Annotated in this window: 30 protein-coding genes and 1 pseudogene; 10 read left to right on the top strand and 21 right to left on the bottom strand. The window is 62.4% G+C overall.

Annotation, left to right across the window (positions count from 1 at the left end; genetic code table 11):
* Positions 1-143 precede the first annotated feature (143 nt).
* The gene (locus NKJ94_RS00480; protein ID WP_352522448.1) at positions 144-1085 is read left to right on the top strand and encodes an alpha/beta hydrolase; all 942 of its coding nucleotides are present in this window, start codon (positions 144-146) and stop codon (positions 1083-1085) included.
* Between the two features lie 46 nt (positions 1086-1131).
* On the opposite strand, the gene NKJ94_RS00475 is transcribed toward NKJ94_RS00480, so the two are convergent.
* The 3 genes from NKJ94_RS00475 to NKJ94_RS00465 form a co-directional block, all read right to left on the bottom strand.
* Positions 1132-1416: a hypothetical protein gene (locus tag NKJ94_RS00475; RefSeq protein ID WP_352522447.1), complete on the bottom strand. Its 285-nt coding sequence runs from the start codon at positions 1414-1416 to the stop codon at positions 1132-1134.
* 100 nt (positions 1417-1516) lie between these two features.
* Positions 1517-2302: a DUF899 domain-containing protein gene (locus NKJ94_RS00470; RefSeq protein ID WP_352522446.1), complete on the bottom strand. Its 786-nt coding sequence runs from the start codon at positions 2300-2302 to the stop codon at positions 1517-1519.
* 165 nt (positions 2303-2467) lie between these two features.
* Positions 2468-3022, bottom strand: a complete 555-nt coding sequence (locus NKJ94_RS00465) for an autotransporter (RefSeq protein ID WP_352522445.1) — start codon at positions 3020-3022, stop codon at positions 2468-2470.
* Positions 3023-3128: 106 nt separating this feature from the next.
* Here NKJ94_RS00465 and NKJ94_RS00460 point away from each other — a divergent pair, with 106 nt between their 5' ends.
* On the top strand, positions 3129-3869 hold the full coding sequence (locus tag NKJ94_RS00460) for a GntR family transcriptional regulator (protein ID WP_352522444.1): 741 nt from the start codon (positions 3129-3131) through the stop codon (positions 3867-3869).
* 25 nt (positions 3870-3894) lie between these two features.
* Here the strand turns inward: NKJ94_RS00460 and NKJ94_RS00455 are convergent, their stop codons facing one another.
* The 7 genes and pseudogenes from NKJ94_RS00455 to NKJ94_RS00425 form a co-directional block, all read right to left on the bottom strand.
* Entirely contained in the window at positions 3895-4860 is a 966-nt protein-coding gene (locus tag NKJ94_RS00455) for an FAD-binding dehydrogenase (protein WP_352522756.1), read from the bottom strand.
* Positions 4861-5024: 164 nt separating this feature from the next.
* Positions 5025-5399, bottom strand: a complete 375-nt coding sequence (locus NKJ94_RS00450; RefSeq protein WP_352522755.1) for a hypothetical protein — start codon at positions 5397-5399, stop codon at positions 5025-5027.
* 98 nt (positions 5400-5497) lie between these two features.
* Positions 5498-5551 (bottom strand): annotated as a pseudogene (locus NKJ94_RS00445) (hypothetical protein); the annotation flags it as partial.
* 59 nt (positions 5552-5610) lie between these two features.
* Positions 5611-6597 carry a Gfo/Idh/MocA family protein gene (locus NKJ94_RS00440; RefSeq protein WP_352522443.1) on the bottom strand — a complete coding sequence of 329 codons (987 nt, stop codon included), beginning with the start codon at positions 6595-6597 and terminating at the stop codon, positions 5611-5613.
* Between the two features lie 155 nt (positions 6598-6752).
* Positions 6753-7328, bottom strand: a complete 576-nt coding sequence (locus NKJ94_RS00435) for a YceI family protein (protein ID WP_352522442.1) — start codon at positions 7326-7328, stop codon at positions 6753-6755.
* 66 nt (positions 7329-7394) lie between these two features.
* Positions 7395-7970: a cytochrome b gene (locus NKJ94_RS00430; protein WP_352522441.1), complete on the bottom strand. Its 576-nt coding sequence runs from the start codon at positions 7968-7970 to the stop codon at positions 7395-7397.
* A 190-nt stretch (positions 7971-8160) separates the two neighbouring features.
* Positions 8161-9051: a LysR family transcriptional regulator gene (locus NKJ94_RS00425; protein WP_352522440.1), complete on the bottom strand. Its 891-nt coding sequence runs from the start codon at positions 9049-9051 to the stop codon at positions 8161-8163.
* Between the two features lie 105 nt (positions 9052-9156).
* On the opposite strand from NKJ94_RS00425, the gene NKJ94_RS00420 reads away from it, so the two are divergent.
* Entirely contained in the window at positions 9157-10152 is a 996-nt protein-coding gene (locus tag NKJ94_RS00420) for an aldo/keto reductase (protein ID WP_352522439.1), read from the top strand.
* Between the two features lie 279 nt (positions 10153-10431).
* On the opposite strand, the gene NKJ94_RS00415 is transcribed toward NKJ94_RS00420, so the two are convergent.
* The 9 genes from NKJ94_RS00415 to infC form a co-directional block, all read right to left on the bottom strand.
* Complete coding sequence (locus NKJ94_RS00415) at positions 10432-11034, bottom strand: nucleotidyltransferase family protein (protein ID WP_352522437.1); 603 nt, start codon at positions 11032-11034, stop codon at positions 10432-10434.
* Positions 11035-11147: 113 nt separating this feature from the next.
* Complete coding sequence (locus NKJ94_RS00410; protein ID WP_352522436.1) at positions 11148-11519, bottom strand: hypothetical protein; 372 nt, start codon at positions 11517-11519, stop codon at positions 11148-11150.
* A gap of 4 nt (positions 11520-11523) precedes the next feature.
* Positions 11524-13932: a phenylalanine--tRNA ligase subunit beta gene (gene pheT, locus NKJ94_RS00405; protein WP_352522435.1), complete on the bottom strand. Its 2409-nt coding sequence runs from the start codon at positions 13930-13932 to the stop codon at positions 11524-11526.
* Entirely contained in the window at positions 13929-14369 is a 441-nt protein-coding gene (locus NKJ94_RS00400) for a GFA family protein (protein WP_352522434.1), read from the bottom strand. The genes pheT and NKJ94_RS00400 overlap by 4 nt, the downstream gene beginning before the upstream one ends.
* Positions 14366-15451, bottom strand: a complete 1086-nt coding sequence (gene pheS / locus NKJ94_RS00395; RefSeq protein WP_352522433.1) for a phenylalanine--tRNA ligase subunit alpha — start codon at positions 15449-15451, stop codon at positions 14366-14368. Before pheS ends, NKJ94_RS00400 begins: the two co-directional genes overlap by 4 nt.
* A 96-nt stretch (positions 15452-15547) precedes the next feature.
* On the bottom strand, positions 15548-15949 hold the full coding sequence (gene rplT, locus NKJ94_RS00390; protein ID WP_352522431.1) for a 50S ribosomal protein L20: 402 nt from the start codon (positions 15947-15949) through the stop codon (positions 15548-15550).
* Between the two features lie 35 nt (positions 15950-15984).
* Complete coding sequence (gene rpmI, locus NKJ94_RS00385) at positions 15985-16188, bottom strand: 50S ribosomal protein L35 (RefSeq protein ID WP_006201248.1); 204 nt, start codon at positions 16186-16188, stop codon at positions 15985-15987.
* Between the two features lie 161 nt (positions 16189-16349).
* Complete coding sequence (locus NKJ94_RS00380) at positions 16350-17006, bottom strand: methyltransferase family protein (protein WP_352522430.1); 657 nt, start codon at positions 17004-17006, stop codon at positions 16350-16352.
* Positions 17007-17130: 124 nt separating this feature from the next.
* Positions 17131-17667 (bottom strand): translation initiation factor IF-3, encoded by a 537-nt coding sequence (infC, locus tag NKJ94_RS00375; protein ID WP_023677573.1) that lies wholly within the window; start codon positions 17665-17667, stop codon positions 17131-17133.
* Positions 17668-17879: 212 nt separating this feature from the next.
* Here infC and NKJ94_RS00370 point away from each other — a divergent pair, with 212 nt between their 5' ends.
* Positions 17880-18650, top strand: a complete 771-nt coding sequence (locus tag NKJ94_RS00370; protein ID WP_352522429.1) for an alpha/beta hydrolase — start codon at positions 17880-17882, stop codon at positions 18648-18650.
* Positions 18651-18698: 48 nt separating this feature from the next.
* On the opposite strand, the gene NKJ94_RS00365 is transcribed toward NKJ94_RS00370, so the two are convergent.
* A complete protein-coding gene (locus NKJ94_RS00365) occupies positions 18699-19712 on the bottom strand; it encodes a 1-aminocyclopropane-1-carboxylate deaminase (RefSeq protein WP_352522428.1) in 1014 nt (337 codons plus the stop codon).
* Between the two features lie 170 nt (positions 19713-19882).
* On the opposite strand from NKJ94_RS00365, the gene NKJ94_RS00360 reads away from it, so the two are divergent.
* The 5 genes from NKJ94_RS00360 to NKJ94_RS00340 all read left to right on the top strand — a co-directional run bounded on the left by NKJ94_RS00360 (position 19883) and on the right by NKJ94_RS00340 (position 22407).
* Complete coding sequence (locus tag NKJ94_RS00360; protein WP_352522427.1) at positions 19883-20347, top strand: Lrp/AsnC ligand binding domain-containing protein; 465 nt, start codon at positions 19883-19885, stop codon at positions 20345-20347.
* Complete coding sequence (locus NKJ94_RS00355; protein WP_352522426.1) at positions 20328-20591, top strand: hypothetical protein; 264 nt, start codon at positions 20328-20330, stop codon at positions 20589-20591. Before NKJ94_RS00360 ends, NKJ94_RS00355 begins: the two co-directional genes overlap by 20 nt.
* Before the next feature lie 14 nt (positions 20592-20605).
* The gene (locus NKJ94_RS00350; protein ID WP_352522425.1) at positions 20606-21085 is read left to right on the top strand and encodes a DUF2852 domain-containing protein; all 480 of its coding nucleotides are present in this window, start codon (positions 20606-20608) and stop codon (positions 21083-21085) included.
* 97 nt (positions 21086-21182) lie between these two features.
* Positions 21183-21941, top strand: coding sequence for a M48 family metallopeptidase (locus NKJ94_RS00345; RefSeq protein WP_023677568.1), 759 nt, complete (start codon positions 21183-21185; stop codon positions 21939-21941).
* 79 nt (positions 21942-22020) lie between these two features.
* Complete coding sequence (locus tag NKJ94_RS00340; RefSeq protein WP_352522424.1) at positions 22021-22407, top strand: hypothetical protein; 387 nt, start codon at positions 22021-22023, stop codon at positions 22405-22407.
* Between the two features lie 31 nt (positions 22408-22438).
* On the opposite strand, the gene NKJ94_RS00335 is transcribed toward NKJ94_RS00340, so the two are convergent.
* The gene (locus NKJ94_RS00335) at positions 22439-22657 is read right to left on the bottom strand and encodes a hypothetical protein (RefSeq protein ID WP_352522422.1); all 219 of its coding nucleotides are present in this window, start codon (positions 22655-22657) and stop codon (positions 22439-22441) included.
* A gap of 166 nt (positions 22658-22823) precedes the next feature.
* Here NKJ94_RS00335 and NKJ94_RS00330 point away from each other — a divergent pair, with 166 nt between their 5' ends.
* Complete coding sequence (locus NKJ94_RS00330; RefSeq protein ID WP_352522754.1) at positions 22824-23483, top strand: phosphoribosylanthranilate isomerase; 660 nt, start codon at positions 22824-22826, stop codon at positions 23481-23483.
* Positions 23484-23507 lie beyond the last annotated feature (24 nt).

Genomic DNA, 23507 nt, shown 5'->3' with positions numbered 1-23507 from the left:
CCTCCGCTTCGCTACGGCCACCCTCTCCCCGAGGGGAGAGGAGGTCGCCAACGGCGCCGCCAGGCCTCTTCTCCCCTCGGGGAGAAGGTGGCCGCGAAGCGGCCGGATGAGGGGGCATCGTTGAACAAGAAAGCAACGCGCCCATGACCGACTACAAAAAGCTGATCGACGCCGAGACCTGGGCCTTCATCGTGCGGACCAATTCCTACTACCCGCCGGATACGATCGACTACACAATCGATCAGCAGCGCGAAATCTACGACCGCATGTGCCGTGAGTTCTCTGCCGGCTATCCCCAAGGCGTCACTGCGGAAACCACCGCCATTGCCACACCGTCGTACCAGGTTCCGATCCGAATCTATCGCACCCCGGCGCCGGACGCAGCAGCGATGGTGCTGTATTTCCATGGCGGCGGCTTTATCCTCGGCGGGCTCGACAGCCATGACGACCTCTGCGCCGAGCTTTGCGCCCGGACCGGCTACGAGGTCGTTTCGGTCGACTACAGGCTGGCACCGGAACACCTTCACCCCGCCGCCTTCGACGATGCCGTCAGCGCCTTCGAATGGGCGTCGACCACTTACAAGCGTCCTATCCTGCTCTGCGGCGACAGTGCCGGCGGCAATCTCGCCGCCTCTGTCAGCCATGCGACGCGCGGCCATGCGCGCAAGCCGATCGGCCAGATTCTGGTCTATCCCGGCCTTGGCGGCGACAGCTCCACGGGTTCCTACGTCACCCACGCCGAAGCGCCGATGCTGACGGCACGCGATCTCGCTTTCTACAACGACATCAGGACCGGCGGCGAGGACCGAACCGGCGATCTCACTTTGTCGCCGCTCGCCGACGCCGACTTTGCCAATCTGCCGCCTACCGTCGTGATCACCGCAGAATGCGACCCGCTGTCGTCCGACGGCGAAGCCTATCGCGACCGCATCGTTGCAGCAGGCGGACGCGCCTGGTGGCTCGAGGAGCCGGGGCTGGTGCATGGCTATTTGCGCGCCAGACACACGGTCGGCCGCGCCCGCTCGAGCTTCACCCGGATTGTCGATGCAGTGGCGGTTCTGGGGAAGCGCGAATGGATCTGGTGAGGGATGTTCTCCTCGCCTCAATGGGGCTTTATCCGCCGGTATAGCTCTACTCGCGGCCGCGTCGCCGGCTGGAAACCCGCTTCAGCCAAGGTCCTAAATGAAAGGCGCTCATCAGCAGGTACATCGGGACCATGCCGCCCAGCGGTGAAGCATCTTGCGCGGCAGAGCAGATCATGTCCGGCGCTCCGCCGAGAAGCGTCAGCAACGCCATGGTTGCGAAGGTCGGCGCGGCCGCGAAGGACAGCCAGTCGGCTGCGCCAAGGGCGGCCGGGCTTGCGTTCTCATCCTGGATCGCATTGCCGGCGGATCCGCTTGCATGAATCTCGCTCATGTTTTTGTCCTGGAGTAGTGAGCGGGATGCGTTCGAATTGAACTGGCCATCCCGCTCCATCCACTTGTCTTAGCCGCATTTCTGCGACGCCAAAGATGTTCTATTCAGTGCGGTTCCGGAACGCGGCCTCTCCGGCGTCAGACACCTCGACCCACTTTTTGTCGGGGGCGGCTTCGGCGCCGTAGTTGTCATGCCAGTTCCACCACTTGTACGTCGGCGTCTGGGGATAGCCTTCGGGCGAATCCTCCCAGACCTCCTGGCGGCCTAGCGGCGTCAGGTCGAGGTAGCTCCATACGGTCCCCATCGCCTCGTCGCCGCGGTTGTTGATGAAGTAGGTGCGAAACACGCGGTCGCCGTCGCGGATGAACACGTTGTGGCCGTGCCACTCGTCAACGCCGAAGTCGGCATCGAAGCTGTCGGTGATGGTGTACCAGGGCATCTTCCAGTCCATCCGCGCCTTCAGCCGCGCAATGTCCGCCTGCGGTGCGCGCGAGGCGTAGGCTAAGGTGGTGTCGCGGGCGTTCAGATGGGCAAGGTTGCCGACCTGGTCTGCCCCCAGCGAACAGCCGCGGCAGGCGTGATCGGGCCAGCCGAATACGCCGGGTTCGAAGAAGGCGCGGTAGACGACCAGCTGACGGCGGCCCTCGAACAGGTCGAGCAGGCTCACCTTTCCATCAGGCCCTTCGAACGTATAGGGCTTCTCCACCGCCATCCACGGCATCCGCCGGCGCTCGGCGGCCAGTGCGTCGCGAGCCCGGGTCACGGTCTTCTCTTTCACGAGCAGCTGCTGGCGCGCGGCCTCCCATGCGTCAGGCGAAACGACCGGTGGTGTCTTCATCGCGAGCCGCGTGGCCTGCTCGCCTGTGCCATTCTGATGTGCCGTCATTATGCTTCTCCCTTGCTGGTCTGTCGCCGCACCGGCGCGACGTGTTGCTGATTGGTCATGAGCTAGGATAGGGGCGATAGCGGATTGGCGAGAGTGACAAGTGTGACGCGATTCCGACGGGTCCGCTGATCACGGCCGACTTCGCCGCCCGCGACGCTCCTGCGTTCATTCGTCCCCGGACTGCTGAATGGGCCGTGCGCCGGCCAGGTAGCGATCATTGTCAAACGGCTCGGCCTGGTTGCTTTCCGGGCTCCACAGCTGCCGGTGGGTTCGCGTGAGATCGCCGAGATAGACATGCAGCGCACCCGATCGCGCGTTGCCGGTGTTCGCAACCGCATGCACGGTATCTGACGGCAAGTGCACCACGGCAGGTGCGGCGATGTCCTGCCTTTCCGGGATATCGAGTTCGCTGCCGGCAACAGGGTAGATGAAGTTCGTTTCGCTACCCTTGTAGATGCCGATCAAGACATCCATCAGGTGGTTGTGAGGCGGGTACTGCAGGCCGGGCGACAACGTGATGTGATAGATCGTCAGATTCGGGCTCGCATGCAGAAGCACCTCGTCGTCGTCTTCTTCATGAGCGAGTGTCCCCGAGGAGTGAAAACGCTTGGTGTAGTCACCCAGGACCGCCCTTACCGCTTCGAGGGGATCTGGCCCTTTCGCGGCGTTGACGATATCATTGGCAGCAGCGTAGAGAGGCGAGTTGGCGAGTACAGGCATAGCAGTTGTCCTCCCTGAGATGCTCAGATTGCAGGTCTGAGATGTTCAACGCTACTGAATGCTGATGCCAGCGTCAACCGGACAGCCAGACGGATAAAATATGAAAATGACCAAGTTGACAGCCGAACCGGCAAGACCGGCCGCGGTCGAGGCCACAGCACTGTCGGCCGCCGACGTCCTTCGCAGGGAACAGGCATATGAGCAGTTGAGGAACGACATCATTGCCTGCGTGCTGCGCCCCGGCGAAGCTCTAACCGAGAAGCAGATCGGCGATCGATACCAGATCAAAAAGGCGACGATCCGCGCGGCGTTGGCCCGCCTGATGCAGGAAGGGCTGGTCAGGAGCGAGCCGCGCCGCGGCTACGTCGTCGCGACGCTCAGCCTGCGGGATGTCAACGAGATCTTCGACGTCCGCAGCTTGATCGAACCGGAAGTGTTCAGGGTGGCTGCATCGAACATTACCGAGCGAGGATTGGAGGATGTCAGGCTGGCGGCGAAAAAAGTGCTGAAGCCGGAGACACTACGCAGCCAAATTGCCTTCCTTGCGGCCGATCGTGCGTTTCGTCTGGCCCTTGCGGAACTCTCGGGAAATTTACGACTGGCGCATCTGCTGGACCAGATACTTGACCAGTCGGCGCGAGTTCTCCACCTCGGGTTCAAGTCGCGCGACTTCACCCAGCTGATCATCGCCCAGCAAAAGGATCTGGTTCTTGCCTGCGAGGCAGGCGAAGTTCCCGGCATCGTGAAACTTGCCCGTTCGCAGTGCCTGTTTCTCAAGAAGCAGGTGCTCGAGGCTTTGCTTGCGAGCTCCAAGATTCAAGACGTCAATTTGCAGCCCTTCGCCTGATGCACGCCGTTGGGCGCCAAATGGCTTACGCTACCGCTCGCGCGGCCGCCCGTCCGGCGCAGCGGCCGGAAAAGATGCAGCCGCCGAGAAACGTGCCTTCGAGCGCTGCATAGCCATGCATGCCGCCGCCGCCGAAACCGGCGGCTTCGCCCACCGCGTACAGCCCCTCGACCGAGTGGCCCTCGGCGCCAAGCACGCGGCTGTCGAGATCGGTCTCAAGGCCGCCGAGCGTCTTGCGGGTCAGGATGCTGAGCCTGACGGCGATCAGCGGGCCATTGGCAGGATCAAGCATCTTGTGCGGCTTCGCAGTGCGGATCAGCCGGTCGCCGAGATAGGCTCGCGTGCCGCGCAACGCGGTGATCTGCATGTCCTTGGAGAACGGATTGTCGAGCTGCCGGTCGCGAGCGCGGATTTCGCGCTCGACCTGCCCCAGTTCGAGCAGCGGCTCGCCGCCGACAAGTGCATTCATGCGGGCGACCAGTGCCGGCAAATCAGGCTCGACGATGAAATCCTCGCCCTTGTCCATGAACGCCTTGACCGGCGCGGGCACGCCGCTGGTGGCGCGGCCAAGCACCTGGCGCCAGCTCTTCCCCGTCAAATCGGGGTTCTGCTCGGAGCCGGACAGCGCGAATTCCTTCTGGATGATCTTTTTGGTCAGAATGAACCAGGAATAGTCGTAGCCCGTGCCCATGATGTGACTGAGCGTGGCCAGCGTGTTGAAGCCGGGATAGAGCGGCACCGGCAGGCGTTTGCCGCGCGCATCGAGCCACAGCGATGACGGGCCGGGCAGGATGCGGATCGCATGATCGGTCCAGATCGGCGCCCAGTTCCTGATGCCCTCGACATAGTGCCACATGCGGTCGCGGTTGATGAGCCTGCTGCCAGCCGCCTCGGCGATCGCCAGCATGCGGCCGTCGACATGGTCGGGAACGCCGGTGATTATGCGCTTCGGCGGCCCACCCAGCCGCTGCGGCCAATTCTTGCGGACCAGCTCGTGATTGGCACCGATGCCGCCGGAGGCGACGATTGACCGCTTGCGCCTTCAGCACAAAATCGCCGGCGATCTCGCGTGAGCTCTTGCGGCCGCGTTCGACATCGCTCGCCACCAAGATGTCGCCGCGGACGCCATCGACGACAGCGCCCGTCCGGGTCAGCTCATTGACCCTGTGGCGGAACCTGAAGCTGATCAGCCCGTGCTTCTCGGCCTCGCGCACGCGCTGCACGAACGGTTCGAGCACACCCGGCCCGGTGCCCCAGGTGATGTGGAAGCGCGGCACCGAATTGCCGTGGCCGACCGCATTGCCGCCGCCGCGCTCGGCCCAGCCGACCACCGGAAAGAACTTCATGCCGCGCTCCCTGAGCCAGGAGCGCTTTTCCGGCGGCGAAGCCGACATAGGCCTCGGCCCAGCGGCGCGGCCAGAGATCTTCCCTGCGGTCGAAGCCTGCGGTGCCCAGCCAGTCCTCGAGCGCCAGATCATGCGAATCGCGGATGCCCATGCGCCGCTGTTCGGGCGAATCGACGAGGAAGATGCCGCCGAGCGACCAGAACGCCTGGCCGCCAAGCGACTGCTCCGGCTCCTGCTCGACCTGATGGTCTTCTTGCCGGCTTCGGCCAGTTCGGCCGCCGCGACAAGACCGGCAAGACCGGCGCCGACAATGATCACATCCGCGTCGTCGGGCATTTTATTTGGCCATGATCTCGGCCAAAAACCGGTCCCCACTTTTTGGGATCATGGCTCGCCTAGACTGTCTCCCAGCCTTCCTTCTCGCCGGCGCGGAAGATGGCATCGATGACCTTCTGGTTGAGCACGGATTCTTCCAGCGTGAAGACGCGGTCCTTGCCGCCCTGTGCCGCATGTGCGAAGGCCTCGACCTCCAGACGGTACTGCTGCGTGCCGGGAAAGCGGAAAACCTGCGCCTCGCTGTGGTTCTGGTTGTGCAGCTCGATGCGGTGATGATCGTAGAGTCCGGCGTTGAACGGTGAGAACACTTCGATGAAGCCGTTCTCGCCGTGGAACACCATCACCTGCCGCGCTGCCATCTGCGTCGACAGATAGAACGACAGTTCGAAGTCGCCGAAATCGGCGCGGATCGAGGAATAGATGTCGGTGCCGAATGTCTTGTCGCGCTCGATCGTCGCCTGGACGCGCAGCGGCTCCTTGCCCGTCGAAAAGCGTGTCGACACTGTCGGGTAGACGCCGATGTCGGGCAGCGCGCCGCCGCCCAGATCAAGCTTGTTGCGCATGTTGTTGGGATCGACATTGTAGTAGGAGAATGCGCCCTGGACATGGCGCAGCCGGCCGATGGCGCCGTTGGCGATCAGCTCGCGCACCTTGATCCATTGCGGATGGTAGACGACCATGAAGGCTTCGCAGACCAGGACCTTTTTGGCATCGCGCAGCTTGATCAGCGGCGGAATGTCCTTGACGTCGAGCGCCAGCGGCTTTTCGACCAGAACATGCTTGCCGGCCTCGATCGCCTTGGCCGTCCATTCGACATGCTGCGAGGTCGGCAGCGGAATGTAAACGCCGTCGACTTCGCTGGAGGCGAGCAGTTCCTCATAGGAACCGAAGGCGTGGCGCGCGCCGAAGCGTTCGCCCAGCGCACGGGCTTTCGACAGGTCGCGGCTGGCGATCGCCGACAGTACGCCGTTCTCCGCCTCGACCATCGCAGGCAGAAGCTGCTCGCGGCCGATCTTGGCCGTTGACAAAACACCCCATCGAAACATCAGGCTTCTCCTCTCGATTGCAGGCTTGGAGGTTTGCCCTAATTCAGGAGAAAAGCCAATGCGGGAGCATGGTGGCGAAAGGAGTGATCGCCTAAAGCTCGGATCGGTTCCGGATGTCGGCGCCGCCATTCGCAGAACTCAAGTTCTGCGACCGCTCAACCCCTTCTACCCGTCAGCGTCATGTCGAAATCGACGACGTTGGAATAGATCGGCGTGCCGACATCCATGCCGTAGCGCGACCGCAGCACCTTGCCGGTGACATGGAATTCTATCTTGCCCGCCTTGAGGCCGCCGAATTCGGCCGTGAACCTTTCCTGAAAGGTTTTGCCGCGCGCCGTCAGCCTGCCGGTAACCAGGGCTGACGTGTCGCTGGTGCGTTTGACGCTGATCGAGCGGAACTGGATCTCCGGGTTGTTTGCCGCGTCGAAGACCGCGTCCGAGCGAAGAAAGGCATCGATGCGACTTTGGCCGGTACCGACGCTTTCGGGAAAGATGGTGAAATTGACCTGTGACCTGCCGACATCGCTGTTGTCGATGCGGATATTGCCCTTGAAGCGGGCGAAGGCGCCGTCGAACCCGCCGCCGCCGAGCTTGGCGATCGAGAAGTGAATGCTGGAGCTCCCCGGGCTGATCGTATAGCTGCCGGCCGCGTCACCAAGTGCAACGGCAGCGAAAACAGGCATGGCAAAGCAAGCGGCGGCGGCCGCAAATCCGAAGATGCGCGCGTACATGGGCTGGTCCTTTGGGAGGCAACGCTTTCTTGCGTCCTCGCCCCATGAACGAATGAGCCGCCCGCTCTATTCCGCGTCGCGATGTGAAGGCGTGATCATGCGCGTCAGCACGGTATCCTTCAGCCAGAAATGATGGCGCAGCGCCGCGGCCAGATGCAAAGCGACAAGTCCGATGCCGGCATAGGCGAGATACCAGTGTGCTGCCGCCCAGAAGCTTTCAGCCGTGTCCGATTCGGCGAGCGGCAGGTTGGGCATGACGAACAGATTGAATGGCACGCTCGGGATCTCCAGCACCGAGACCGAGACCAGCGCCCAGCCGGACAACGGCAGAGCGAGCTGAAACGCATAAAGCGCAAGATGGACAAGGGGCGCCATGCGGCGCTCGAAAGGGCCGACCGAGCGCGGCAGCGGCGGGACCGCATTGCCAAGGCGCCAAGCGATGCGCAGGATCACCAGCCCAAGCAGCAGGAAACCGAAGGATTTATGCAGCTGGATCAGCTCAAAGGCGGCGCGCTGACTGGACAGCCGCACCATGACGAAGCCGAGCGCGAACTGGCCGATGAAGATCGCGGCGATCAGCCAATGAAGGATGATCGCCGCCCAGCCATAGCCGGTCGTCTGGTTCTTGAGCAATGCGGGCATGATTGGTGAACGCTGGCGAGGTCGGCTTTCTTCCACCCTCCCCCTTGTGGGGAGGGTCGCGCAGCAAATGTCGCCAGGCGGCTTTTGCGAAGCGGGGTGGGGGTCTCGTAAGGCGCTGCCCCCACCCCGTCTCGCAGCCTCCGCTTCGCTCCGACTGCGAGCCGACCCTCCCCACAAGGGGGAGGGTGGCTTATCCGCCGACCTTGAAGAAATCGACAAAGGCCCTGAGCGCCGGCCGCATCTGGCGGCGGCTTGGGTAATAGACGAAGAAGCCATCGAAGGGCGGGCACCAGTCCTCCAGCACGCGAATGAGCTTGCCGGCGGCAATTGCGTCGCGGACATAATCCTCGAACACGAAGGCGAGCCCGGCGCCGTCGACCGCGGCGTTGGCTATCAGATGATCCTCGTCGAGGATCAGCGGCCCCTGCACCGGTATCTCGATCTCCTCGCCGTTTTTCTCGAATTCCCAGCGATAGAGAATGCCGCTGGAGAAGCGGAAGCGGATGCAGCGGTGACCGGCAAGGTCGTGCGGGTGCTGCGGCTTGGGGCTGGTCTCGAAATAGAACGGCGCGCCGACCACGGCGCCGCGAAGGTCTGGTCCGATGCGCACCGCGATCATGTCGCGCTGCAGGCTCTCGCCCAGCCGCACGCCGGCATCGAAGCCGCCTTCAACCACGTCGGTGAAGCGATCCTCGATGACGATCTCCAGCACGATGTCCGGATAGGCAGAAGCAAAGGCACCCAGCCGCGGCGTCAGCGCCAGATGCGCTGCGGTGCGCGGCACGGTCAGTCTGAGATTGCCGGCAGGCCGGTCGCGCGCCTCGATCGCCGATTCCAGCGCCAGGTCGATCTCCGACAGCGCCGGCCTGAGGCGCTCGAGCAGTTGCGCACCTTCCTCGGTCGGCGCGACGCTGCGCGTGCTGCGCGCCAGAAGGCGCACGCCAAGACGCGCTTCCAGGCTGGACACCGCGTGGCTGACCGCCGATGGCGCGAGTGCCAGCTCCTTGGCGGCGCCGCGAAAACTGCCGCATTGGGCGACGGTTGCCAGCACAGCGAGCTGTGAAAGATGGGTTCGCTTCATTGATCTATTTTTTGGAACAGCCTGTGCAAAAGAGAGCCGATTATCGAACGCAGCGCAAGACGCTATCTCTGCGGCATCACAACCATCACAACAAGGAGACGCGTGATGCAAACCCGCAAGCTTGGTAATGAACTTGACGTCTACCCGGTCGGCCTCGGCTGCATGGGGATGAGCTTCGTCTATGGCGGTCAGCCTGAGGCCGACGCGATCGCCACGCTGCGCCGCGCCGTCGACATCGGCGTGAATTTCTTCGACACGGCCGAGGTTTACGGCCCCTACGAGAACGAGATCCTGGTTGGCAAGGCGCTGAAGCCGGTGCGCGATCAGGTGACGATCGCGACAAAATTCGGCTTCAAGATTCTTGAGGAAGGCAACGGGGTCGAGCGCATGGCCGGCGTCGATAGCCGTCCCGAACACGTCAAGGCGGTCGCCGAGGCGTCACTCAAGCGGTTGGGCACCGAAGTGATCGACCTTTACTACCAGCATCGCGTCGACCCCAACGTGCCGATCGAGGATACGGTCGGCGCCATGGCCGAGCTGGTGCGCGAGGGCAAGGTGCGTGCGCTCGGTCTGTCGGAGGCGAGTGCGGCGACCATCCGCCGGGCGCATGCCGTGCATCCGATCGCTGCCGTGCAGAGCGAGTATTCCCTGTGGAGCCGCGATCCGGAGAAAGAGGTGTTTGCCGTCTGCCGTGAGCTCGGCATTGGCTTTGTCCCCTATAGCCCGCTCGGCCGTGGCCTGCTCACCGGCACGATTGCCAAGCCTGACGTTCTCGGCGCCGACGACTGGCGCCGTGGGTTGCCGCGCTTCCAGGCCGACGCCATGGCGGCCAATGCGGCGGTCATCGCCGTGCTGGAAAAGATTGCCGCCGAGAAGGGCGTGACGCCGGCGCAGCTGGCGCTCGCTTGGGTGCTGCATCAGGGCGACTTCATCGTGCCGATCCCCGGTGCCCGCAAGATCCGCCATCTCGAACAGAACACCGCGGCAGCGGATATCGTGCTGAGCCAGGCCGAGGTGGCCTCCATCGGCGACGCCCTGTCGCCGGAAAAGGTCGTCGGCAAGCGCTACACCGAAGAGCTGCTGGCGCTGGTCAACGGGTGATTGTCGCAATTTTCGGAACGGAAAGGGGCGCTTCGGTGCCCCTTTTTTCGTGCGCCGCGCCATGCAGAGGCTGGGAGACGTGGCGGGACAGCGCCCCCCCTCTGTCCTGCCGGACATCTCCCCCACTTGGGGGAGATTGGCAGCTTCGCAGTCTCGCCCACCTTACAGCGTTGGTAGTTGGCGAAAGCCGAGGAGATCCGATCTCCCCCCTTGTGGGGGAGATGTCCGGCAGGACAGAGGGGGGCGCTGTCCCGCCAACGTCTGAGGAGAATACTAGGCTCACCACGGCACGACTGTGATCTCCGGCCAGTTTTCCCTGGCGCGGGCACCCTTGTTCTGATGCGTCTGCTGATTGTCCAGCGCCCGGTTCGGCGATATGCGAAATGAGAAGATGTCGTCGAGACCAAACGGCGCCACCAGCTCAAGCCGTCCATCCGCGTCATACCGAACGCCGACCGCATGCGTTTTCGAGGCGAACCAGGACAGCGCCTCGGCGGACGAGGACAGGCTGGGATAGGCGCTGCCGAAGCGCGCCTCGTACCACAGATGCACCCGCGCCTGATTGCGGATCTCGACCGGTAGGGGCAGATCGGCAAAGACCGGCGCGGCGCGGGCGATCACACTGTCCTCGGCCTCGTAGGAGAGATCGCTCTCATCGAAATAGAACAGGTCGACATCCCTGATGCCGTAACCCGACGGCTTTCCCGCCAGATGGTTCCAGACGCTGTTGTAGAGCGCGCCGGAGACGACCAGCCAATCGGGCAAGTCAAGCGTGCGCACCCGCGACAGCGTCTCGCCGATCAGTGGATCGGACGAGACGATATCGAGAAACACCGCCCGTTGAGTTTCGAACGAGAGCCCGGAATAGCGCAGATGGTCCATCGTCCTTTGGAGGGCGATTCGTCACCTGCTGGCAACCCCTCTAGGTCCTCAGCGCGCCATTCGTCTATTGTGCAATTATCGAAAAGGGTGTCGTGACGCCCATTTCTGCAGGGCTAGTTTCGCCCCCGCCCAAGGCTCATTGTTCGGTCGGTCTCGGACCAGAAGACTGGCTCCTCGATTGACGGCCATTCTTCGCCATACACAAAGCCTTCGATCGCATCTAGCTTTCCTTCAATCTCATCGAAGAACAGCACCATGCCGCAAAGAAGCTGGTCAGGTCCAACGCACGCTACCCGAAGCGAACTGAACACCCGACTCTCAAAACGCAATTCCGGGGGAACCGATGAGGGAATGATTGTGGTCATGAACCCTACGGGGTCGTGGCTGCGGTCTTTGACTTTCAGCCCGCTTGCTATGTCAGAAGAAATGCCCGCGAAACGACAGAACTCCCGAACGAAAAACATTTCGAGCGAGGTCAATTTCATCCAGCTATCCCCGCAGCACGCCGCCGGTCTGCTTGTGCACATTCTCGACGATGCGCTTGGCCAACGCCTCGAAATCCTCGTCGGTCAGCGTCTTTTCGACCGGCTGGATCGACACCTCGATGGCGATGGATTTCTTCGCCGCGCCAAGTGAGGCCCCCTCGAAAACGTCGAACACCGAGACGCCGGAAATCAGCTTCCTGTCGGCGGCAAGGGCGGCGCGAACAAGTGTGCCGGCTTCGATCGCCTTGTCGACGACGAAGGCGAAATCGCGCTTGACCGCCTGGAAGGCGGACAGATCCAGCCTCGGCTTTGTCCGCGTCGGCTTGGCCTTCGGCTCAGGCACGGCATCGATGAAAACCTCGAAGCCGCAAAGCGGGCCGGAGACATCCAGCCCCTCCAACGTCTTCGGGTGGAACTCGCCAAACGTGCCGAGAACGACCTTCGGTCCGAGCTTGATCGTGCCGGAGCGGCCGGGATGATACCAGGCCGGACCGCCTGCCTCGATCTGCAGCCGGTCGACCGGCGCGCCGCAGGCTTCGAGCGCCGCGATCGCATCGGCCTTGGCATCGAACACACCGACCGCGCCGGCATTGCCGGCCCAGTGCCTGCCGGAGCCTTCGAGCCTGGCGGTGCCGCGCCGCACACCGGCGGCAACGCGCCGCTGCTGGTCGGGGCCGTCGCCCTCATAGGTGCCTGACACTTCGAACAGTGCGACGTCGCCGATGCCCTTGTCGGCGTTGCGCTGCGCTGCCGCAATCAGCCCCGGCAGCAACGACGGCCGCATGTCGGACATGTCGCTGGCGATCGGGTTGGCAAGCTTCAGCGCCTGCTGGCCGCCGCCGAACAATTCGGCATGTTTTGCCGGAATGAACGACCAGGTGACGGCCTCCATCATGCCACGCACGGCAAGCGCCCGTTTGGCGGCGCGGGTGCGGACCTGCAGCACAGTCAGGATCTTGGCGTTGACCGCGTCATGGGAGCCGAGCGGCTGTGGCGCGATGTTGTCGACGCCGTGGATGCGCATGACCTCTTCGACCAGGTCGGCCTTCCCATCGACATCCGGCCGCCAGGACGGCACGGTGACATTGACGACATCGCCCATGCCCTCCGGCTTGAAGCCGAGGCGGGCAAGAATGTCGAGGCTTGTCGAGCGCGGCACTTCGATGCCGGTCAGCCGCTTCACTTCCGACAATGGCAACGAGACGATCTTCGGCTGATGCCCGGCATAGCCGACGACGTCGGTTTGCGCCGGCGTGCCGCCGCAGAAATCGAGCACCAGCTTCGTTGCCAGCTCCACACCGGGAACCATCAATTCCGGATCGACGCCGCGTTCGAACCGGTAGCGTGCATCGGTGATGATGCCGAGCGTGCGGCCGGTGCGCGCGGTGGCGATCGGGTCCCAAAGTGCGGACTCGATCAGCACGTCGGTGGTGTTCTCGTCGCAGCCGGAATGCTGACCGCCCATGATGCCGGCGATCGACTCGACACCATCCTCGTCGGCGATGACGCACATCTCCGGCGTCAGCGTGTATTCGCGGCCGTCGAGCGCCAGCACCTTTTCGCCATCACGCGCCCGGCGCACGGTGAGATTGCCGGTGACCTTCCCAGCGTCGAAGACATGCAAGGGCCGGCCACGATCGAAGGTGACGTAGTTGGTGATGTCGACCAGCGCGCTGATCGGCCTCAAGCCTATGGCGATAAGCCTTTGCTGCAGCCATTTCGGCGACGGGCCGTTCTTGACGCCGCGCACCAGGCGCAGTGCAAAACCGGGACAGAGCTCCGGCGCTTCGATCGTCACCTTGACCGGCGTCTCGCCCTTGCCGGGGATCGGCTCTATCGGCTCGCTCTTCAGCGTGCCAAGCCCACTCGCCGCCAGATCGCGGGCGATGCCATAGACGCTGGTCGCATCCGGCCGGTTCGGCGTCAGATTGATCTCGATCAACGGATCGTCGAGATGGGCATAGGCGGCGAAGCTGGTGCCGACCGGTGCGTCGGCAGGCAGGTCGATGATGCCGTCATGCTCCTCGGACAGCTCGAGCTCGCGCTCGGAGCACATCATGCCGTGGCTTTCGACGCCGCGGATCTTGCCGACCGTCAGCGTCACGTCGATGCCGGGAATATAGGTGCCGGGCGCGGCAAAGGCGCCGATCAGGCCGGCCCGCGCATTTGGCGCGCCGCAGACCACCTGCGCAGGCGGCTTGCCGTCGCCGGTGTCGACGGTCAGCACGCGAAGCCGGTCGGCATCGGGATGCTGGACCGCCGTCAGCACCTTGGCGATGACGAAGGGGGTCAGGCTCGCCCGGTCGTCGACATGCTCGACCTCGAGGCCGATCGAGGTGAGACGCTCGACGATTTCCGCCAGCGAGGCGTCGGTCTCAAGGTGGTCCTTGAGCCAGGAGAGGGTGAGTTTCATGACTGTGTTCCGTCTGGTCTTTGCAGGCTGACTGGTCTGGGCACGCTGGTCTTCGGATGTCTCGGCAAGTCGTCGACCATATGCAGGAAGGCAAGCTGCTCGCCCACATAGGCATGGTGCGTCGGCCTGAAAGCGGCCGGCAGGTCCATGGCGCCGAGCATGAAGTAGATCTGGTCCTCCAGCCGCTCATCGACATAGGCAATCGGCGAGCCGCAGACCCCGCAGAAGGAGCGCGTCACCGGCCCGTTCTCGAACATCTTCAGCGCCTTGCCGGTGAAAACGACCTGGCCGGTCATGAAGCCGACAAAGGCCGAGACCGGCGCGCCGCTGGCCCGCCGGCAATCGCCGCAATGGCAATAGCTGACATGGTGCGGTTCGGCCGAGGCCTCGAACCGCACGGCGCCGCAGCGGCAGCCGCCGGTGTGCAGCGCTGTCATGCGCTCAAGCCCCCGAACAGCGTCGGCATGTCGAGCGGCCTAAAACCGTAATGCGACAGCCAGCGGACATCGGCGTCGAAGAAGGCGCGCAGGTCCGGCATGCCGTATTTCAGCATGGCGAGGCGGTCGATGCCCATGCCCCAGGCAAAGCCCTGATACTCGTCGGGGTCGAGACCACCGTAGCGGAGTACATTGGGGTGAACCATGCCGCAGCCGAGGATCTCCATCCAGTCGGAGCCTTCGCCGAAGCGCACCTCGCCCGGCCGCGAACGGTCGCACTGGATGTCGACCTCGAGGCTGGGTTCGGTGAACGGGAAGAAGGACGGCCGGAAGCGCATTTTCACGCTCGGCACCTCGAAGAAGGCCTTGCAGAATTCCTCCAGCACCCATTTCATGTTGGCGACGTTGGCTGACTTATCGATCACCAGCCCCTCGACCTGATGGAACATCGGCGAGTGGGTGGCATCGGAATCCTGCCGGTAGGTTTTTCCAGGAATGACGATGCGGATCGGCGGCTTCTGCATCTCCATGGTGCGGATCTGCACCGGCGAGGTGTGGGTGCGCAAAAGCTTGCGCTCGCCCTTCTCATCCGGCTGGAAAAAGAAGGTGTCGTGCATCTCGCGCGCCGGATGCCCTTCCGGGAAATTCAGCGCGGAGAAATTGTAATAGTCGGTCTCGATGTCCGGACCTTCGGCGATGGCAAAGCCGAGATCGCCGAAGATCGCCGCGATCTCGTCGATAACTTGGCTGATCGGATGGATGCGGCCGCGCTCGGCCGGCGATTGCCGCACCGGCAGCGTGACGTCGACCTTCTCGGCGGCGAGACGTGCGGAGATCGCCACGTTCTTCAGCTCGGCGCGGCGCGCCGAAAGTGCCTCGGTGACGCGGTTCTTGAGGCCGTTGATCGCCGGGCCTTTGACCTGCCGCTCCTCGGCGCTCATCGAGCCGAGCGTCTTCAGCATCTCGGAGACCGAACCCTTCTTGCCGAGGGCCGAGACACGCACCGCCTCGATCGTCTGCTCGTCGGCGGCCGATGCAATCTCGGCCATCAGGGAATTTTCGAGAGTTTCCATGTCACTCATGTTCCAGACCCGATTGGAAGCAAAGAAAAACCCGCGCCAGCCCTGCCAGCGCGGGTTTCCCAAATCAAGTGTCGAATAGCTTGGGAAGCGCTGGTCTTAAGCGACAGCGCTTTCAAAAGCATTCGGCGTGGTATTCTTGAGGTATTCGAGCGCAACCTTGGCCTTGGCCACGAGTGCGGCGAAGGCCTGCGGCTCGTGGATGGCCATGTCCGACAGGATCTTGCGGTCGATCTCGATGCCGGCCTTGTTGAGACCGTCGATGAAGCGGCCATAGGTCAGGCCATGCTCATGCGTCGCCGCATTGATGCGCTGGATCCACAGAGCGCGGAACGAGCGCTTGCGGTTCTTGCGATCGCGATACGCATACTGCATCGACTTTTCCACCGCCTGCTTGGCGATGCGGATGGTGTTCTTGCGGCGGCCGTAGAAACCCTTGGCGGCTTTCAGAACCTTCTTGTGCTTGGCGTGCGAGGTGACGCCTCTCTTTACGCGTGCCATGTCATGATCTCCTTAACGCTGTCCAGACCGAATGCTCAGAGGCCGTTCGGCAGAAAATTCTTGATGACCTTCTTGCCATCCGGTTCAGCCAGAACCATCGTGCCGCGGGCATTTCGAATGAACTTGTTGGAACGCTTGATCATGCCGTGACGCTTGCCGGCCGCAGCCGACAGAACTTTACCGGTACCTGTGATCTTGAACCGCTTTTTAGCGGCCGACTTGGTCTTCATCTTGGGCATTTTGCTACTCCGTTTATATGCGCACCAATGCGCTTTTTGTTCGCTTCAGGCCGACCACAGCCCGAAAAGCAAATGAAACCGCCACGGCATGCCCTGCCGGGCGGTTTTTTAGGAACGGCGGTCCTATACGTCAAAGCGGGCCGGCGCGCAACACCCAGTGGTCACGGGAAACGGAACAGCACCGGCAGTATGCCAGCCTGCTGGGCGCCGTCGATCAGTTCGAAGGCCGGCAAGGCAACCAGGAACACCAGACCGTCGAGCAGCGTGGTCAAGAGCAGGCGCGGCTTGAAGCCGCCGGTATTGCCCTCCTGATACAGCGAAAGCTTCGGAAAGAAGCGCGGTACCCGCGCCACATAAGCCTCGAATGGGGCGCCGAGTGCGTATCTCAGGTACTTCTCCTCGCGCAAAATGACGATATGGAAGGCGGCAGCGCACAGGACTGCAAAGCCGATCATGGCGATGACCGAGCCGATCTGCGCGCCGACGCCGGCGGCCGCCACGGTGGAGAAGACATAGAGCGGGTTGCGGGTGATCGAATAGGGCCCGCCGGTAACGACTTCGGAGGATTTTCGCCCACCGATATAAAGCGTCGACCACAAGCGTCCGACAATGCCGAGAAAGATCAGCAGGATGCCGACCATTTCGATCGTTTCATGCACTGGCGTATCGGGCGGAAAAACCGACTGCCCGAACAAAAGCATCGCGAACAGGACGACGACGACCCCGGCAAGCACCATCCTGCGCGTGTGCTGGTAGCTGCCCAGCCCATATTTGGCTTCCGGATGTTTGACTTCCGAATGCTTGACTTCATTGACCATGTCGGGAATCCGATCGTCGAGGGAACCAGAGCGTCTTCGCTCTCGCCGGCGATCGCAGCGTCTGGACAAGAAACAGGCGCCCCGCCGATCGCCGGGACGCCTTGCAACATGATTCAGGCAGATTTTAGCGGGGCGCCAGCACCATCATCATCTGGCGGCCTTCGAGCTTCGGTTCGGCTTCGACCTTGGCGATGGGCGCCACTTCCTCGCGAACCTTGTTCAGAAGCTGCATGCCGAGTTCCATATGCGCCATCTCGCGACCACGGAAACGCAAAGTCAGCTTGACCTTGTCGCCTTCCTCGAAAAAGCGCCGGACGGCCTTCATCTTCGTCTCGTAGTCGTGGCTGTCGATGTTCGGGCGCATCTTGATCTCCTTGATCTCGATGACCTTCTGGTTCTTGCGCGCCTCGGCCGCCTTCTTCTGGTTGGCGTATTTCAGCTTGCCGAGATCGAGGATCTTTACGACGGGCGGCACTGCATTGGGCGATATCTCGACCAGATCGAGCCCAGCCTCTTCGGCGAGCAGCAATGCGTCGTTGATGGAGACATCGCCGCGGTTCTGGCCTTCGGCGTCGATTAGCTGGACCCGGGGAACCCGGATGTCACGGTTTGAGCGCGGGCCTTCCTTGGTGGGCGCCGCTGCTTTGAAAGGTCTGCGAATGGTCGTGGTCTCCTTGAGCCGTTTCGTTAAGGGGTTCTTCAGTTCAGATTGCGAACGCGCAATGTGGTGAGCGCGCGGTCGGAGTCAATAGCACAGCATTCTCAGGAAATCACCTGCTCGATGAATGCATCGCTGCACCAAGCAAAGAAAACGCAGAGCACTTTTCGTCGAACCCCCGCTTGTGCCAAAAGACCGTCACGAGGGAACACGTCATGAGCGCCACCACCCCGATCTTTCTGGACGTCGACGGGACGAGCATCGCCGTCAGGCATGCGGCAGGCACTGAGCCCGGCATCGTCTGGCTTGGCGGCTACAAATCCGACATGCTGGGCACCAAGGCCGAAAAACTGTCGGAATGGGCGCTTGGGGAAGGTCGCGCCTTCCTGCGCCACGATTATTCCGGCCATGGCGAGTCAGGCGGCGCCTTTACCGACGGCACCATCTCGAAATGGCTAGACGAGAGCCTGGCGGTTTTCCGCCGCTTCACCCAGGGCAGGCAAATCCTAGTCGGCTCGTCGATGGGCGCCTGGATTGCACTGCGCATGGTGCAGGAATTGCGCAAGGCGGCCGAGAACAGCGTCGCCGGTCTTGTGCTCCTGGCCCCGGCGCCTGATTTCACCTTCGAACTGATCGAGCCGGTGCTGACTGAGGCGCAGAAGCGCGACCTCCGGGAAAAGGGCCTTTTCGAGGAGCCGTCGGACTATTCCGCCGAGCCTTACATTTACACGCGCGCACTGATCGAGGACGGCCGCACCAACCGGGTGATGACCGGCCCGATCGACACGCATTGCCCGGTCCACATCCTGCAAGGCCTGGCTGACCCCGACGTGCCGCCGAGCCATGCGCTGAAGCTGGTCGGCCTGCTTCCGGCCGACGATGTCACGCTGTCACTCATTCCCGACGGCGACCACCGCCTGTCGCGGCCGCAGGATCTGGACATGCTGGTGCGGGCGATCGACGCGATGGTGCGGCAGGCCGGGTAGCCGCCGTTGATCGCGGCCATAGATCGCAGATGCTGCAACTGAAGGTATTCAGCCGTTGCGGAACGTATAAGCATATCCGTTGATGGCCGGAGCGCCGCCGAGGTGGGCGTAGAGCACTTTCGATCCCTTGGGAAAATAACCCTTGCTCACGAGATCGATCATGCCCTGCATGGATTTTCCCTCGTAGACCGGATCCGTGATCATGCCTTCAAGGCGCGCGCAGAGACGGATCGCTGCCTTCGTCTCCTGCGAGGGGACGCCGTAGACCGGATAGGCATAATCTTCGATCAGGACGACATCGTCCTCATCGAGCTCCTTGCCGAGTTCGACCAACGTCGCGGTGCTCTGCGCGATCTTCAGCACTTGCGCCTTGGTCTGCGCCGGGGTGCAGGATGCGTCGATGCCGATCACCTTGCGCTCGCGGCCGTCCTTGGCGAAGCCGACCAGCATGCCGGCGTGAGTCGAACCGGTGACGGTACAAACGACGATGTAGTCGAAGGCAAAGCCGAGCTCCTTCTCCTGCGCGCGGACCTCCTCGGCGAAGCCGACATAGCCCAGGCCCCCGTATTTGTGTACCGAAGCCCCGGCCGGAATTGGATAGGGTCTGCCACCCTTGGCCTTCACATCCGCGATTGCCTGTTCCCAGCTTTCCCTAATCCCGATGTCGAAACCCTCATCGACCATCTGGACATCAGCGCCCATGATCCGGCTCAAAAGGATATTGCCGACGCGATCGTAGACGACGTCCTCGTGGGGCACCCAGCTTTCCTGCACGAGGCGGCATTTCATGCCGATCTTCGCCGCGACGGCCGCCACCATGCGCGTATGGTTGGATTGAACGCCACCGATCGACACCAGCGTGTCGGCGTTTGAGGCGATCGCGTCCGGGACGATGTATTCGAGCTTGCGCAGTTTATTGCCACCGAAGGCAAGGCCGGAATTGCAATCCTCCCGCTTGGCATAGAGATCGACCTTCCCGCCGAGATGACCACCAAGCCGCTCCAGTTTCTCGATATGGGTCGGCCCGAATGTGAGCGGATAGCGTTCGAATTTCTCGAGCATGAGAGTGCCCTCCCTTGTTCCATTCATTGCGGTGTGGTGCGATGAACACTATCAGCTCTGCCTTGAAAGGTGCTCTCAAAGATCGAGCCTGAAATATCCAAAATATCGCTTCATGGCATTGAAATGTCATATATATTCGATTCTTAATCAGAATAACGGAAGAATCTTTCATGCGCGCACCGCTCGACCGGATCGACCTGAAAATGTTGCGCCTGCTCCAGGGCAATGGGCGACTGACCAATGCGGAGCTGGCGCAGTCGGTCGCTGTCAGCCCGGCGACGTGCCACCGCCGGACGCAACGCCTGTTCGATGAAGGCTACATCAGCCATGTCAGAGCGATGGTGACCCCGCAGAAGGTCGACAGAGGCGCGTTGGTGATGGTTGGCGTCGTACTCGACCGTTCGACCCCGGAGAGTTTCGCGGAATTCGAAAAGGCCGTCGCCAAACTGAAATTCATCCTCGACTGCCATCTGGTGGCAGGCGACTTCGATTATTTTCTGAAGATCAGGGTTGGTGACATGGCGGATTTCAACCGAATCCACGGGGACCAATTGATCGCACTGCCCGGCGTTCGCCAGACGAGAACCTTCTTCGTGATGAAAGAAGTCGTCGACAATGCGCCTCTGGATTTTTGAACGGACGGCTTCGAAGCGTCAAACCATTGCACTCAGCCAGCAGACGCGATCGGCGCTGGATTTTCACTACAGAACCGTCGGCGGCATTGCCACCTTACGGGCCTGGCTGCTCTTTTCCTCGATACGCTCAAAAAGCGATAATCATTTCAGCCGCTTGTCCGGTTTTGGCGATTGCTGTCTTGAATCGCCGTTTTCTTCATCCCATTTCGATTCCACGCAGCCGGATTTGGCTGTCTCCAACTGAAGGATTGGGAGAAAATGAACACATCTGCATTGATCCGTCCGGCTTGGACGCCGGCGACCATCGCGTTGATGGTGATCGGGTTCATGGTGTTCTGGCCGCTCGGCTTCGCCATGCTCGCCTACATCATCTGGGGCGACCGGCTCGAAGGCTTCAAGCGTGACGTCAACCGCGCGACCGACGGCATCTTCGCCGGCTGTCGGCGCGGTTCCGACAAGGCCGCGCGCTGGGGCCATGGCTCCGCCCGTACCGGCAACGTCGCTTTCGACGACTGGCGCGAAAAGGAACTCGAGCGGCTGGCCGAAGAGCGCCGCAAGCTCGACGAGATGCTGGGCGAGTTCGACGACTATGCGCGCGAATTGCGCCGCGCCAAGGACCAGGACGAGTTCGACCGCTTCATGGCCAATCGCAACAAGCCGACGTCGCCCACGACCACCGGGCCGACGACCAACAACAAACCCAGCGGCAAGTCCACGCCAGGCCTGCTCGACGAGTAAGGCCTCGTGCCCCGATAGATAATCCAACGGCGTCGCGTCAGCGGCGCCGTTTCTTTTTTGTTCTATTCGTTTCCCTCGAATCGCGTATCGTCCCGGCATGTCCTTCGGCTTCTTCCGCACCCCGGCGAAACCCAAGCCCACGCCCGTCGTGGAGCGCGAGCATTGCGTTGCCGGCCGCACGCTGCCGCTCAAGATCGTCGAGAACGACCGCGCCCGCCGCCTGACGCTGCGCATCGACTCCGGCGGCCGCGGCCTGCGCATCACCGTGCCGCCGGGGCTGCGCCGCGGCGAGGTGGAAAAATTCCTCGACCGCCATCAGGACTGGCTGGAGCAAAGGCTGGCCAAGGTGCCCAACCGGCCGCAGGTGCGGCCCGGCATCAAGGTACCGGTGCGCGGCGTACCGCATCGCATCGTCCATGAACCGTCGAAACGCGGCACCGTCACGCTATCGCGCGACGAGCGCGGGCCGCTGATGATCGTGCATGGCGAGCGTGTGCATCTGCCGCGCCGCATCGCCGATTTCCTGAAGCGCGAAGCCAAGCGCGAGATCGAGGCGCTGGTGACGAAGCACAGCGCCGCGATTGGCAAGCGGGCCAAGGCGATCCGTTTCAAGGACACGTCGAGCCGCTGGGGATCCTGCACGTCGGACGGCAATCTGTCGTTTTCCTGGCGCATCATGATGGCGCCGCGGCCGGTCATAAACTACCTCGTCGCGCACGAAGTGGCGCATCTCAAGGAGATGAACCACGGCCCGAAATTCTGGAAATTATGCGAGCAGCTTTGCCCGGACACCGAGCGCTGCAAGGACTGGCTCAAGCGCAATGGCGGCGCGCTGCAGGCGATCGCGTTCGAGTGATTGATGCCTGCGCGGATCGAATACCGGCTGATTGGAGCGGGCTGGGCGATGTGCGACGGTTGGGGACCTTCAGGCGACCGTGGCGGCGTCTTATCTGGGCGATGCCCTCAACGAGCTGCTTGGCGCTACGCTGAACGCGCTGAAAGGCACCAGGTATTCGGTCGCACGCTTCTGTGATGAACTCGGTGAGTATCGCTTCGTCCTGGTGCCGGAAGGCGCTTTTGTCAGAGTGCAGATACTGGAATTTTCAGAAATCTGGTCTGACGAGCCAGACGACTTCGGCGAGGTGAAACTTGAAGCCACATGCGGGTTGCGAGAGTTCGCAGAAGCAGTTCTCAGTGCCGCGCGTGAGGTTTTGAACACACATGGCCTCGAAGGTTACAAGGAAAACTGGCGCAAACATGACTTTCCGTTGGAGGCCATGAACAACCTAAGTCGCGCGTTGAGAGGAGGAACACTCCATTGACAGAGTGCGCTTTTGATCAGGGCTTAATTGCTCAATCGTCATTCGCCGCGTTCAACTCCTCCGGCCGCAACCCCTCATCGGCATGGCGCGGCCAAGGCAGGAAGTCCTTCTCGAAGGTCTCGTTGCTGAAATAGGCCAGCGCCCGGTGCGCCTCGGCGCCGTTGAAAGCCGCCTTGTCCATCAAATGAGCGATGACCTCATGGGCCTGTGCCAGCTTTTGCCTGAGTTCCGCGACGGTCTTTTCCGGCATGGTCTTTGTTCTCCCGCCTTTGTGCCTGAGCAAGTAGCGCGTTGCGCTCTTATATTAGCAAGGTAGCGCGTTCCGCTCTTACATTAGCAAGGTAGCGCGTTTCGCGCTGGCGGCAAACAAGATGCTTTTTCTCGACTCTTTGGCCGTTTCGTGCCAATCCCGCGCCATGGCGCTCGACATCAAGATATGCGGTTTGAAGACCGACAAGACGCTTGCCGCTGCATTGGCCGGCGGCGCCAGCCATGTCGGCTTCATTTTCTTTGCCAAAAGCCCGCGCTATGTCGAGCCGGCGGAAGCCGGACGCCTGCGCGAGGCAGCGCGCGGCAAGGCCAGAGCGGTTGCGGTGACGGTCGACGCAGGCGATGCATTCCTGGACGAGATCGTCGAAAAAATGCAGCCCGACATGCTGCAGCTTCACGGCGCTGAAACGCCCGAGCGGGTGGCCGAGGTGAAGGCCCGCTACGGCCTGCCGGTGATGAAGGCGCTGCCGGTCAGCGAGGCTGCCGATCTCGAGCGGGTAAAACACTTCGTCGGCATTGCCGACCGCTTCCTGTTCGATGCCAAGCCGCCGAAAGGCTCGGAGCTGCCGGGCGGCAACGGTCTTGCCTTCGACTGGCGCATTCTGGCCAGCCTTGACGCCGGCGTCGATTACATGCTTTCCGGGGGGCTCAACGCAGGCAATATCGGCAACGCCCTTCGACTGGCGAACCCGCCCGGAGTAGACATTTCATCGGGCGTGGAAAGCGCGCCGGGCGTCAAGGAACCGGCGCTGATCGAACAATTTTTCCGGGCCGTCGGGGCAGCACGCGACAACCGCGCCGCCTGACCGCACTTCAAACCACAAACCAGG

The organism is Mesorhizobium sp. M0060, from assembly GCF_040323155.1.
Taxonomy (GTDB): domain Bacteria; phylum Pseudomonadota; class Alphaproteobacteria; order Rhizobiales; family Rhizobiaceae; genus Mesorhizobium.
The sequence above is the reverse complement of the archived record's forward strand: the minus strand, read 5'-3'. Positions and strand labels throughout refer to the sequence as shown.